This is a genomic window from Pseudaeromonas paramecii (genome assembly GCF_039540575.1).
GTDB lineage: Bacteria > Pseudomonadota > Gammaproteobacteria > Enterobacterales > Aeromonadaceae > Pseudaeromonas > Pseudaeromonas paramecii.
Genome location: NZ_BAABFC010000012.1, coordinates 185,527 through 198,968, shown reverse-complemented (window position 1 = coordinate 198,968; position 13,442 = coordinate 185,527). Strand labels below are relative to the sequence as shown.

Here is a 13,442-nt window from a genome sequence, read left to right as displayed (position 1 = left end):
CAAGAAAACAACGACATGGACGATATAGTAAATTAAATTACCCCCTGATAGACACAGCGTTAGCAGGAGCCCCCTCGCCCATGGACATGGTCGCCCACCAACCCTTGCTGGATCAGCTCATCCCTCTGGTAAGGGAACCGGATTTCGAGGAGATCTTTGCCCGTCTCACCCACGAGGAGAGTCGCAACACCCAGTTTCTGCTCAAGATGGAACTCAAGCGCAAGTGTGCCCCCTGCATCCGGGTCATCGACATGCGCGCCCGGCATCCGCAAAGCAAACCCTTCCAGTTCAGTGGCGTACAGCATTTTCTCACCGATGAGGCCCTGGAGGTCTTTCAGACCCAGCTCAAGATCTATCGCAACCGCTACACCATGGGGGTGTACGAAGCGGTGATGGAGGACGAGCGCCTGCACCGGCAACAGGCCAACGGCGATAATGCCGCGCCCTTGCCACCGGGCCGCCTGGATGTCGACGCGATTCGCTTCGCCAGTTATCACCAGCGGCGGGAGGAACGCATGCACTTCAGCTCCCCCGTGCTGCTGCAATTGGGCGAACAAGCCCCCCTGGATGCGAAAACCTCCGACATCTCGGTGGGGGGCATGCGCCTGCAGGTGGATACCCCGCCCCTGTATCAGCCGGGGGATACCTGTTACCTGCAGTTTGTCGGCCTGCTCAAGGAGAAACCGGCCAACGTCATCCGCAAGCCCATCCCCTACCAGATACTGGGGGAAGAGCGTCGCGACGGCCGCACCTGGCTCAAGCTGCTGCGTCAGGAGGAGGACGCCGAGCTGGACGCCTACCTCAAGGGCTTCATCGACGACAACAAGTGGCGTTACCGGGTCAGCATCGACTATCTGCTCTCCTCCGCCCAGGTGAAGGGCTACGAGCAATACTTCCTGCCACGCATGACGGGCCTGCCGCTGTTTTTCGATCGTGGCGAAATCCCGGCCCTGCGCTACGTGCTCAAGACGGAGAACAATCAGCAGGAGCTGGAATACTGGCGCAACGAGCGCAACGAGGAGATGCTGGCCGGGCTGTTTAGCGAGAGCCGCCTCAAGACCCTGCTGGCCCAACCGACCCCACGCAAAGAGACCTGGATCTACTGCTTCACCCACACCCTGCGCAGCCACATCTACTTCTTCTCCGCCAGTCGTGAAGAGCTGGAACAGACCGGCTTGCGTAGCCTGTTCTTCAGTGTCGGCGCCAAGCGCCCCAGCTGGCGGGTCTACAAGCTGGAGCTGGAGGTGGCGGATCTGGCCCTGCCCCAGCTGAGCAACCTGCTCCCCCCCGGCCTGACCACCGCCTACCAGGAGCAGCTCACCCAGTGGTTGGGAGAGTTGGGCTATATCGGCCTGCTGCAGGCGGTGGACGATGAGGAGCATCGCCGGGACTACCTGCTCAGTCAGCCGGATCCGGCGCAAAACAATGCCAACGAACTGCAGATCTTCGCCCACCGCAAGGAGGTTGCCGAGTTCGAACTGGAACTGCTGCATTACGCCCAGCTGCGCAAGGAGCTGCGTTACAGCCACAAAACCGCCGTGGTGGTGAAGCGGGGTGAGGATCGCATCATCGGCTGGACCCGGGACATCTCCACCCAGGGCCTGCAGATCGAGCTGGAGCAACCCCTGGCGTGCGAGAAAGGCGAGCTCATCCACCTGGCCTTGCCCAAGCTGCAATCCCTGGCCAAGGAGATGGATCTGAGCGAGTTGCCTTACCGCATCGTCAACAGCAATGCCACCCGCACCGTACTGCACCTGTGCATCGAGGGGCTGCCCAGCAGCCATGTGGGCCGGCAGTTCTTCAGCCGCTTGATCGACAGCAATCAGGACAAGCTCAGGGCCACCCGGGAACTGCGCCGCTATCCCGGCATGGCAGTGGCCCTGCGCAACCTCTACAGCCATCACCTGTTCACCACGCCTTTGTATCTGAACAAGAACCAGACCACACGCCTGGGGGCCATCGGCATGGTGGAGCGGCCCCGCCCCCTGCTCAAACTGCTGGCCGAGTGCCGCCATGATAAACCCTACAACCTGACCCCCTTGTTCGACGGCGACCTGCTCAAGACGGTGCTGTTGCAGCCCCTCAACCACGTCAAGCGCGAAGACAGACCCAAGGAGCAGCAGCTGTTTATCAGCCGTCAGCTGGATAGCCAGGGCAATCACAGTTACGACATTCGCCTGGAGTCGAGCTTCAAGGATGCGGCGGCCAAACAGGCCTATGTGCTCAAGGCATTGAAACGCGGCGGTTTCTTCTCGGTACGCCTGTTCGCCTCCCGCACCGGCCGGCCGGATATCGACTTCGTCGCCCACGAGATGGACTACATCGCCAAATACGCCATCCACAAGGCCAAGCAGCTAGAAGAGAGTCTGTGGAGCATCATAGGGGTATGCGATCTGATGGACGCCACGGGCGAGACCCTGTTCCGGCTGGGCATTAGCTTGAAGTAATCACCAGGAAGTAGATCTTATTCCCTTAAGCTGTAGCTTGTTCAATTAAAAAACTAGAAAAACAAGCCACAGCAAAACATATCACCACCAAGGCAATAAATTGCAACATTGCACACTTTTTCGAGCAAATCATTGCGCAGCGACGCAAACTTACGAAGCAGGATATTGATTTATAACAATAAAAAAGGTTGGCATGGCTCCTGCGTGTGTGGATTTGCGTCTAATCCATCCATCAACAGGAGTTATCCATGCCAACCCCATGTTATATCAGCATCGAAGGCAAGGCCCAGGGCAACATCACCGCCGGCGCCTTCACCTCCGAGTCCGTGGGCAACATCTTTGTCCAGGGTCATGAAGACGAGATGCTGGTACAAGAGTTCAAGCACATCGTCACCGTCCCCACCGATCCCCAGTCCGGCCAGCCGGCCGGCCAGCGGGTGCACAAGCCCTTCAAGTTCACCGTGGCGCTCAACAAGGCCGTGCCCCTGATGTACAACGCCCTGGCCTCCGGCGAGATGCTGCCCAAGGTCACCCTCAAGTGGTACCGCACCTCGGTGGAAGGCAAGCAGGAGCACTTCTTCAGCACCCTGCTGACCGATGCCACCATAGTCGACATCGACTGCCAGATGCCCCACTGCCAGGACCCCACCAAGTCGGACTTCACCCAGCTCATCCAGGTCTCTCTGGCCTACCGCAAGATTGACTGGGAGCACACGGTGGCCGGTACCTCCGGCGCCGATGACTGGCGTGCCCCCATCGAGGCCTAACCGCCCAAGGTGTTTCCCTGCACATTGCTCCGGTTACCGCCCTGGCGGCGACCGGAGCCTTTTGCCGTTTTGCCCTGGCTTGACCTCCAGGCCAGCGCAAAGCGGCACGCCGCCCACAGTCACCCCTATCCTGTCCTGCGCACGGGAGGGCGGTAGCCTGGTTAATCGACGTCACCTCACAGGGCAAGCAGATGGCAAACAGCACGGGATTACAGTTTACGGTCACCTTCGACGGTGGCACCGACCAGGGCCTGGCGGTGGTGGACTTCAGCCTGGAGGAGGCCTTGAGCGCCCCCTTCACCCTGCGGCTCTCCCTGGCCAGCCCGCGGCCCGACATCCAGGCCGCCGAGCTGCTGGAGCACCCCTGTGAGCTGCTGATTTGGTTCGACGGTCAGCTGCAGCGGCGCATCAGTGGCGTGGTGAGCCAGTTTGCCCAGGGCGACACCGGCTTTCGCCGCACCCGCTATCAGCTGGAGGTGCGCCCGGCCCTGTGGCGCCTGGGGCTGCGCCACAACAGCCGCATCTTCCAGGCCCTCACCCCCCAGGAGATTATCAGCGTGCTGCTGCAGGAGGCCGGCATCAGCGACTACGCCTTCGCCCTGCAGCACGACCATGCCCAACGGGAGTACTGCGTGCAGTACCGGGAGAGCGACCTGGACTTTGTCCAGCGCCTGGCCGCCGAAGAGGGGCTGTTCTACTTTCACGAGTTCGAGCAGGGGGCCCATCGCCTGGTGCTGGCCGACACGGTACAGGCCCTGGGCTCCGGCCCCGACCTCTTCTACAACCCGGCCAACCAGGGCTTGCAGCAGGGCGCCTTCATCCGCCGCTTAAGCTGCCAGCAGACGGTGGCCGTGGACGAGGTGGCCCTCAAGGACTACAGCTTCAAGACCCCGGCCTACGGCCTGCTGCATCAGGCCCAGGCTGGTGAGCTGCCGCAACAGCACTATGAGCACTTCGACTACCCCGGTCGCTTCAAGGCCGACCCCAGCGGCCAGGCCTTCACCGACTATCGGCTGGACGCCCTGCGGGCCGAGGCCCAGCGCGCCCTGGGGGCGTCCAACGCCGCCAGCCTGCGGCCGGGTCAGCAGTTCAGCCTGAGTGAACACCCCAACCCGGCGTGCAACATCGCCTGGCAGCCGGTGCGTATCCAGCACACTGGCCGCCAGCCCCAGGCCCTGGAGGAAGAGGGGGGCGGCGAGGCCACCGTCTATGTCAACGAGTTCACCCTGGTGCCGGCCCAGACCCCCTGGCGACCCCAGCCGATGGTCAAGCCCAGGGTGGACGGCCCGCAGATGGCCACAGTGGTGGGACCTCAGGGCGAGGAGATTTACTGCGACGAGCACGGCCGGGTGAAGCTGCAGTTCCCCTGGGACCGCTATGGCAGCAGCGACGAGTACAGCTCCTGCTGGGTGCGGGTGGCCCAGGGCTGGGCCGGCGGCCAGTACGGCATGCTGGCCTTGCCGCGCATCGGCCACGAGGTCATCGTCTCGTTTTTGGAAGGCGACCCCGACCAGCCCATCGTCACTGGCCGCACCTTTCATGCCACCAACCGGCCGCCCTATGCGCTGCCGGAGCACAAGACCCGCACCGTGCTGCGCACCGAGACTCACCAGGGCGAGGGCTTCAACGAGCTGAGGTTCGAAGACCAGGCCGGCGCCGAAGAGATATACCTCCACGGGCAAAAAGACCTCAACCTGCTCATCGAGAATGATGCGGCCTGGCATATAAAACACGACCAGCACACAGACATCGACCACGAGCGCATCACCCGCATCCAGGCCCACGACCACCTGAGCGTACAGGGCGAGAAGCGAGACCATATCCAGCAGGACTACTCGCTCACCGTGGACGGCAGCCAGCACCACAAACTCGGCCAGTCCCTGCGGGTGGAAGCCGGGCAAGAGGTGCACATCAAGGTGGGCGACAAGCTGGTGCTGGAGGCCGGCTCGGAGATCACCCTCAAGGGCGGTGGCAGCTTTGTCAAAGTCGATCCCAGCGGCGTCAAGCTGGTGGGCCCCAGCATCAAGCTCAATGCCGGTGGCAGCCCGGGCAAGGGCGCAGGTTGGCAGGGCAAAGCGCCGATCACGCCCAAGGCGGTGGCCGCCGTCACCCCACCGGCCGAAGCCCCCCTCAACCTGGCTACCCCCAGCGAACACAGCCTGGAGGCAGAGGTGAAGGAAGCCAAACCCAGGCCACCCTTGTGGGATCCCTCGCGCTGATCGTTTTCCTGTTTGTCATTCGTTGATATCTAAGAGCACACGGCTATGAAACTGGTTTACCCCATGCGCCTCCAGGGGGCACAAGGCGCGACAGAGATAGGCTCACTCGATGAGTTTATTACGCGGCTCACTGCAGAAAATGCGGGCAGCTTCTTGCTGGGCAACAATCGCTTATGGCATGGCGGTGTGCACCTGAGCGATCAGGGGGGCTGGTCGTCCCAGGGAGAGGTCCGGGCCATCGCTGAGGGTGAGATTGTCGCCTACCGCTTGGCCAGCCAAGCCGCCGCCATAATGCGCGCCCCAGATCCAGGGCAAGGGGAGCAAGCGGTGACCATTCAGACATCGCCCTCCTTTTGCCTGATCCGCCATCACTATGAAGCCAGCGAGAATGTGTCCGGCCAGCAGCAGACTCGCCATAACCCCTTGACCTTCTACAGCCTCTACATGCATCTGGCCTGTGACTGTGCCTATGGCGCGGCGGCCACGCGCCATGTGATCACCGGCGATAAGGTCTGCATCTATGAGGCGGTGACGCACACAACTGACCATGCCGAATTGCAATTGATACCGAGTTATCAGCGCGATGCGGCCGGGAACCTCACCAGCACTCGGCGCCATGCCAAGCAGGGCGCCGAAGTGACGCGGCTCTCCGAGCCCGGTGAATATCTCAACGATCGGCACCAACGGCACAGGTACCAACTGGTGCGGTATAAGACCCCTATGCCGGGGGAGCCGGAGGCCTTCTTCATCGCCACACAATTTCTTCAGGCCGAACAACCACAAAGACCGGCCTGGATGACCCCGCCCGAAGCCAAGCCCGAGCGTTACCGCACCGCCAGCAACAGCTGGATCCGTCAAATACCCAGCCCCAACAGCCCACTGCGTGGCTTGCCGGCGCACAGCGAAGTGGTGACACTGGCAGAGCCAAGCACCATGATAGCCCTGGGTGGCGGGCTCAAGGAGTTCGTCAAGGTGCAGATCTACCAAGCAGGCAGTGGCACAGTCAAAGATGGGGGGGGACATGTCATGACCAATGGCGCACCAGGCGAGTGCTACTGGCTGGCCGCCGAGCGGCTGGGTAGCCTGCTGCCGGCTGAGACTCCGGAGCCCATCCAGCGGGATCGGGTGGTGGATTGCCAGCAGAGCCCCATCCCAGTGAAGGCCGGCGATCTCATCGGCCACTGGGGCGAACATGAATATGCCCAGCCCACCGCCAACGGGCTCAAGGTGGTGGCCGAGAAGGCCGTGCATCTGGAGGTACTGGTGGCGGCACAGGACGAGTCCGCATTGCGCGCCTGCCTCAATAACCAGGGCGGGCTTAGCGGTGGCCAGCCATATCTGCTGTTGCCGCCCGGCGAGGAGGTGGACACCTTCGCACTGCCCGCCAGCGGCGGCTACCAGAGAATCGGCACCTTTGGCCCCAGGGACGCCCCCATGCCGGTCAACCACAGTGACCTGGTGACCCAGGGCAGTGCCCGCTTTGTAAAGGTGGCCGAAGGCCAGCATGTGCTGATCGGCGGCACGACCCAACTGGTCAGCCAGCATGACTGGGCCAAGCTGGGCGTCCGCCTGGTCAATGGCAGCCAGGACAGCGACGGCTTTCTGTCTGCGGTTGATACCGACCATCTGATTGGCAGCGACTTCTTCGCCTCCCTCTACCGGCAAGTGATCACCGACCAAGACGACGCCAGTCAACCGACCACAGCGGCGATCCAGCAGGCCCTGCACCACAAGTCCCAGGCCGTCCGCAAGCTATTTATCAAACATGACAGCGAATGGCTCAAGCGCAGCGACTGGTCCCGCCACGAGCAGGAACTGGCCGACGCCCCCAATCAGTTAGCCTATCTCAAGGCCTATAACGAGCAAATGGCCTGGGCCGATGACACCAGCAGCCTGCTGGGCGAACAACCTTGGTTTATTCATCCGGCGGGGATGATGGGGTTAATTACAGACCCCGTTTCTGATGATGAAATGGATGAAAAGTGGCTTACGGTACCCAAAGGGCAACTCACATTTGATGCCGAAGGGAATGATATTGATACAAGTATATATTTTTCAAGGCACCCGCATGTTCCAAATAATAGAGGGGTTGTAATCGGTGCATCTGGTGTTACTTATGGAAGAGGGCTTGATCTTGGCCAAATATCAATTAGTGAGCTTAATAAGTTAACAAAAGCAATTTCTGATAATTGTAATCCACTATCAAGCTCCATGTTACAATGGCTCACAGATGCGGTTGGTCTACAGAGGCAAGCTGCATACAATTATACTATAGCAATAAATGACGTTGTTCCTAGAAATGAACAGACCCTCACGAGAAAACAGCAACACTATCTGTTCAATGAAATTTATCTAAAGTTAGATGCTATTGCTAAAAGAACGATCGAAAACCCGAAGGGGACTCGCACAAGAGCTGTTCCAAATGGTGTTGATTTAGATCCGGAAAAAATAATTTCATGGGTCGAACTTCCTCAAAGAATAAAGGATGTGCTCGTTGATATTACTTTTAGAGGGGATAATCGCCCTAGTACTAGAGAGTTTTTCATACCAAACCTCATCGAGAGCATAAAGAATAACGATGATTTTTCAGCTTTTAAAGAAAATATAAAAAGCAACAGATGGAAAGAAACTTTTAATGTTCCGCTAGATAGATATCAAAGAAGGTGTAACTATTTATGATTATACTAGGGTATATTTTCGCATCATCGATGGCAATGTTTGATGCAAAGCAATGTGAAAACCTTGACTTGACGGCTAAATTTAACTGTGTTGAGGTTTTGTATAATAAGTCAGATGCGGAGCTAAATAAGGTTTATCAAAATTTATTTTCATATTTTCAGAATGATTACGAAGGAATTGGCGAGCCAAGAACAAAGTATTTGAAACTAGCTCAACGTGATTGGATCAAGTTTCGTGATTCTAGTTGTAATTTTGAAAACCCTCAAGGCATGGGCTCTGGTGGGGAGGGATTTGGTGTGGAATACTTAACCTGCCAGCTCAAAAAGACAGTCGACAGAATAGATTATTTAAATGGTTTTTTACCAAAGTAAATACAACCATCTGTGATGTGATTTATTATTCCGACATTTTAGGTGGTGAAATAAGATGATAATTAGTTTTATGAAATTACTCTTTTTGTTGTTAATTTGCATTTCATCCGTAGCTTACGCTTGTGGAGACAACCCCAACGCCATTATTCAAGGCCCTTTTAAGGATGATTCTTTTGAAAATGGATACATATGCTTTCAACATACTCCAGACAAAAGAGATGTCGAATTTTATCTTAGTTATGAATCAAAGGACGGCCCACAGAATAACTTGGTAGATGTCTTTTTTTACTCTGACGCGCCAGTTGAAGTTATGTCTGTTTTTTTTGCCCCTATTAATACAGTTAAGTCGGTTGTTGTTCTTCTTCGTTGGAATGTTAATTATGAGATGAATGGTATTGAATACCCATATTATTATGAAGTTAAGGCATATCATAAACATGATAATGGTTATGAGTTGAAACTTAATTCGAGTATTGATGCGCAGCTGGCTGGCTATCAAACTAAAAGAAATAGCAAAATCATAAGTTACCCATTGGATAATGCAAAGAAAATTAAGCAATATCTAACCGAAAACTATGGAACATGATCACGGCAAGTTCATGAACTTTTTTTAATCGAGCACAGTACATTTTGACCAGGGGATCAGGGCCTTGTTGAACAAATCCAAAGCCGGATGGTTGCTCCCCTACCCGCCGAGCGGGCTTAGTTGACAGCCTGCCGAACAGGCATACCAAGGCCAATGACCTTGTTCATGACTTTCACCCCGACCAAGATGGGCAACCGGGCCTTGGCTCGGTAGGCGGTACTTGATTTCGACCGTCTTGGCGCGCTTGCTGATGCAGCTGTAATCCGGCGACTGTAAGGGCACCTTCATCAGCTTGAACAGCGAGTTGATAAAGCCCTCCAAGGCTCGCAGCGGTAGCTTGAATACTCCCTTGAGCATCAGCGCAGTCTCAATGGCGGTGTCGCTGTAATGGAATCCCCGCCCTCGGCGGCCGTGATGGGTCTGACAATGCCATTGCTGGATGGCTTGTTCATCCATCCAGACGGTCAACGAACCACGTTGCACCAGGGCTTGGTTGTACTGTTTCCAGTTGCTGATCTTGTGCTTGGACTTGCCCATCTGGCGCTCTGTCTGGTTGTTCTAAGCGATCAGATCACGGCAGAGCCAGATAGTTCCCTGATTTCGGAAACAAGGCCAGCTTAGACAAATATTCCCGCAAGCCACCGATGCAGATATCAACACTGTAATTAACGAGTTAAATGGTCGATTAATAGAATTCAAACTAGATAGTCCAACTCGCCTTCGACATTTCTTTTCGCAAATAAGAGGAGAGGTGGGGCCTGGAATGAAAGGAAAGACTGAGTCGTTCCAGTTTTCCTCTCAGACTCTTTTGAGTTTTAGTCAGTATTATCGAAACCATCCATCCGAAGCTCAACAGGATGGATACATTAAGGATGCCAGAGGTAGGATTATTAGAAGAGCAGATGAGCAAGCTATAGGAAGGAAACATTATCTCAGACTAAACAACAACAGACAAGATCACCCAGGAGATGGTTACAACTTCAGAGGAAGAGGACTAATACAGATAACTGGCTACGGTAAATACAATGGTTTTATGAGTGACTATTCAAACTTATGGCATGACACAGTGCCTGACGTGCTTAGAACACCAGATTTAGTCAATGACATGCCTTATGCCATAAGGAGTGCCTTATGGTTCTGGTCTAGTCACCATATTTATTCTGCCGACCATAATAATGGATATAATGATGTACTAGGTGTAACTAGAGTAGTCAATGGCGGAAGCATGGGATTAGCGGAAAGGCAGTCAGCTTACAGGTTATGCGAGAGTATATTCTTATGAAATATAGTTTCATTGTTATGCTTTTTTTTCTCAACGCAGCATTTGCTGAAATAAGTTGCCCAAGTGGAGAAAGGCTTGTCGCAGAATGTGCACTGCCTAGCAAGAAGCTAGAAAAAAAAGCACTAATCTGCTATAAAACAACACAACCCATCTCATTGACCTATTATTTTAAAAGAGGTCAAAATGTTGAACTTGAAGTCAAGTTCAACGAGTTAAACAAGTTAAAAAGGTGGCTCGACAAAGGGACATACACTAGATATTTGGGTTTTTCACGTGGCAGCTATGCCTATGTGATAGGAGTCCCAGAAGAAAAACCAGGAGCCGTAGCATTTATTGATATCAAGAAAGATAAATCCCTACTGAGCTCAACAGATTGCCTTGCAAATTCTTTTGGTGATAAAGATGTAGAACACCCATATATAGAAAACATCCAAGATGAAATTGTTAGAGCAAATAATTTTGAATTCCCATAAAGATCGAGATTGTAAATCTGAGTCAACATGACTGGCTGAAAATATGTACAGATCTACTAATCACCTAACAGCCAACCAGAATTTGCAACAAAAACGGGAGCTCAATGCTCCCGTTTTTGTTTGCTTATCCGGCAGTCAGGCGGCCAAGATTTAGCCCCGCAACGCGGCCAGGCGGCTGCCGGCCTCCAGCAGGCAGAGGGCCGCCTCCAGATCCAGTCGGGCGATGGCGACCTGGGCCTGTTGACGGACGATGGGCTTGGCGTGCAGGGCCAGCCCCAGGGCGGCGTTGGCCAGCATGGGCAGATCGTTGGCGCCGTCGCCGATGGCCACCGTCTGGTGGTCGGCGATGCCGTAGCGGACCTTGAGATCCAGCAGGGTCTGAGCCTTCACCTTGCCGTCCACGATGCGGCCGTCCACCTCACCGGTGAGCCGACCGTCCCGCACCACCAGGTTATTGGCCTCGATATGATCCAGCCCCAGGGTCTGCTGCAGATGGCCGGCGAAGCGGGTGAAGCCACCGGAGGCGATGGCCACCTTCCAGCCGGCTTGCTTGAGCCGCGCCACCAGGATTTCCAAGCCCGGCATCAGAGGCATGAGATCCACCACCTGCTCCAAGATGCCGGCATCGGCATCCTTGAGCAGGGCCACCCGGTTGCGCAGGCTGTCGCAGAACTCCAGCTTGCCCTGCATGGCGGCGGCGGTGACGGCGGCCACCTGCTCCCCCACCCCGGCCAGCCGGGCGATCTCGTCGATGCACTCGATCTGGATGGCGGTGGAGTCCATGTCCATCAGCAGCAGGCCAGGCTCGGCCAGATCCGGCAGTGCCCGCACATAGGCGGCATCCAGCGACCACTCCTGCGCCTTGAGCCACTCCCCCAGGGCCTCATCAAAGCCAGCCGTCAACAGCACCAGTACCTCGACACCGGCCACATTGAAGGGCGGCAGGGTCACGGGAGCCTGACCCAGTCGTGCGGCCAATGGGGCCAGTTCACTCACCGCCAGCGGGCGGCCCATCAGCACCAGGATACCGGCATGATCCGGTAGGCTGGCCACGGGTTCGGCACCCTGAGCCCCCAGACGCAGCAGGCCGGAGGCGGGAAACAAGGCGGGCCAATCGGCCAGACGGGTGGGCAGCGAGGAAAACGGCATGACGGAAACAACTCCCTGTTGTGGACTGTGTCAGATAGGCAAAACAGGCGTCAGGGTAGCGTATTGCTTTTTATCCAGGCAAGTTCGAAGATGAGCCCTTTGTCGTGGGGGAGAGTGTGGTTGTGCCCAAGGGTGTCAAGCTGATCCGACTGCTGTATCTGGGATCCGGGCTGGTGTTGGCCATCTGGGCCATGGTGCTCACCTGGCAGGTGCGTCACGATGGCGACCTGCTGCTCAAGCGCCAGAGCCGCCTGTTGGCTCAGACCCTCACCAGCTTCGCCGCCCACGATGCCATCCGTTATCTGCAGCCGCAAAACCTCGCCGCCCTGCAACAGCTGGTGGACACGCTCGCCGAAGACGTCAACCTGCGGGACGCCACCCTGTACGATGCCGAAGGTCGCCAGCTGGTGAGCTCGGCGCAGGCGGTGCCGCTGGACAAGCTGCTGGCACTGGCCCCCGGTGAAACGCAAACCCCGCCACTGGGGCGGGGTCGGACCCCCTTCGTGCAGGAGCTGCGCTCCGACAAGGGGGACTTGCTGGGCTTCTTACGCATCACGGTGGAGGAGCGCAAGATGCTGGCCGCCCACACCGAGTATCAACAGAGCCTGTTTGAGCGCTGGCGCCAGCTGCTGTTGATGATGCTGGCCGCCGGCATCTTGCTGTGCAAGGGCATTCCCCGCCGGCGCTGGCACAAGGTCCAGCGCCACAAGGCGCACGCCGAGGAGCAGGCCGAGGATCAGACGGCCGCCTGATCCCCCAGCAACACGGACTCCAGCGCCACCTTGATCATGTCGTTGAAGGTCAGCTGACGCTCTTCGCTGGTGGTCTGCTCGCCGTTCTTGATGTGATCGGACACGGTGCAGATGGTCAGCGCCTTGGCACCGAACTCCGCCGCCACGCCATAGATCCCCGCCGCTTCCATCTCCACCCCCAGGATGCCGTACTTGTCCATGACGTCGAACATGGTGAAATCCGGGTTGTAGAACAGATCCGCGGAGAACAGATTGCCCACCTTCACCGTCACCCCCAGGGCCTTGGCGGCTTGCACCGCGTTGTGCACCAAATCATAATCGGCGATGGCGGCGAAGTCGTGATCCCGGAAGCGCATACGGTTGACCTTGGAGTCGGTGCAGGCACCCATGCCGATCACCACGTCCCGCAGCTTGACGTCCTGGCGCACCGCGCCGCAGGAGCCCACCCGGATCAGGGTCTTGACGCCATATTCGGTGATCAGCTCCTTGCTGTAGATGGAGCAGGAGGGGATGCCCATGCCATGGCCCATGACGGAGACCCGGCGGCCCTTGTAGGTGCCGGTGTAACCGAACATGTTGCGCACGTCGGTCACCAGCTTGGCGTCATCCAGAAAGGTCTCGGCGATGTACTTGGCGCGCAGGGGATCCCCCGGCATCAGCACCACATCGGCAAAGGCGCCCGCTTCGGCGTTGATATGAGGAGTTGCCATCGTTGTT

General features: G+C 56.9%; 10 protein-coding genes and 1 pseudogene. 8 read left to right on the top strand and 3 right to left on the bottom strand.

Going from position 1 to position 13,442, the window contains the following annotated elements:
- Positions 1-80: 80 nt before the first annotated feature.
- From ABD847_RS09540 to ABD847_RS09515, 6 genes are all read left to right on the top strand, one after another.
- A complete protein-coding gene (locus ABD847_RS09540; protein ID WP_345012352.1) occupies positions 81-2,447 on the top strand; it encodes a PilZ domain-containing protein in 2,367 nt (788 codons plus the stop codon).
- A gap of 248 nt (positions 2,448-2,695) precedes the next feature.
- Entirely contained in the window at positions 2,696-3,214 is a 519-nt protein-coding gene (hcp1, locus tag ABD847_RS09535) for a type VI secretion system effector Hcp1 (RefSeq protein WP_345012350.1), read from the top strand.
- Between the two features lie 191 nt (positions 3,215-3,405).
- Entirely contained in the window at positions 3,406-5,433 is a 2,028-nt protein-coding gene (locus ABD847_RS09530; RefSeq protein WP_345012348.1) for a type VI secretion system Vgr family protein, read from the top strand.
- Positions 5,434-5,478: 45 nt separating this feature from the next.
- Positions 5,479-8,112 carry a pesticin C-terminus-like muramidase gene (locus tag ABD847_RS09525; RefSeq protein ID WP_345012344.1) on the top strand — a complete coding sequence of 878 codons (2,634 nt, stop codon included), beginning with the start codon at positions 5,479-5,481 and terminating at the stop codon, positions 8,110-8,112.
- Positions 8,109-8,483 carry a lysozyme inhibitor LprI family protein gene (locus ABD847_RS09520; RefSeq protein WP_345012341.1) on the top strand — a complete coding sequence of 125 codons (375 nt, stop codon included), beginning with the start codon at positions 8,109-8,111 and terminating at the stop codon, positions 8,481-8,483. The genes ABD847_RS09525 and ABD847_RS09520 overlap by 4 nt, the downstream gene beginning before the upstream one ends.
- 70 nt (positions 8,484-8,553) lie before the next feature.
- A complete protein-coding gene (locus tag ABD847_RS09515) occupies positions 8,554-9,069 on the top strand; it encodes a hypothetical protein (protein ID WP_345012338.1) in 516 nt (171 codons plus the stop codon).
- 183 nt (positions 9,070-9,252) lie between these two features.
- On the opposite strand, the pseudogene ABD847_RS09510 reads toward ABD847_RS09515, so the two are convergent.
- Positions 9,253-9,606, bottom strand: a pseudogene (locus ABD847_RS09510) (transposase); the annotation flags it as partial.
- Positions 9,607-10,347: 741 nt separating this feature from the next.
- On the opposite strand from ABD847_RS09510, the gene ABD847_RS09505 reads away from it, so the two are divergent.
- Positions 10,348-10,824 carry a hypothetical protein gene (locus tag ABD847_RS09505; protein WP_345012336.1) on the top strand — a complete coding sequence of 159 codons (477 nt, stop codon included), beginning with the start codon at positions 10,348-10,350 and terminating at the stop codon, positions 10,822-10,824.
- A gap of 150 nt (positions 10,825-10,974) precedes the next feature.
- On the opposite strand, the gene serB is transcribed toward ABD847_RS09505, so the two are convergent.
- Positions 10,975-11,973: a phosphoserine phosphatase SerB gene (serB, locus tag ABD847_RS09500; protein WP_345012333.1), complete on the bottom strand. Its 999-nt coding sequence runs from the start codon at positions 11,971-11,973 to the stop codon at positions 10,975-10,977.
- 122 nt (positions 11,974-12,095) lie between these two features.
- Between serB and ABD847_RS09495 the strand changes: the two genes are divergently transcribed.
- Entirely contained in the window at positions 12,096-12,725 is a 630-nt protein-coding gene (locus ABD847_RS09495) for an AhpA/YtjB family protein (protein WP_345012331.1), read from the top strand.
- Here the strand turns inward: ABD847_RS09495 and deoD are convergent.
- Positions 12,710-13,435: a purine-nucleoside phosphorylase gene (gene deoD, locus ABD847_RS09490; protein WP_345012330.1), complete on the bottom strand. Its 726-nt coding sequence runs from the start codon at positions 13,433-13,435 to the stop codon at positions 12,710-12,712. The genes ABD847_RS09495 and deoD overlap by 16 nt on opposite strands.
- Between the last annotated feature and the right edge of the window lie 7 nt (positions 13,436-13,442).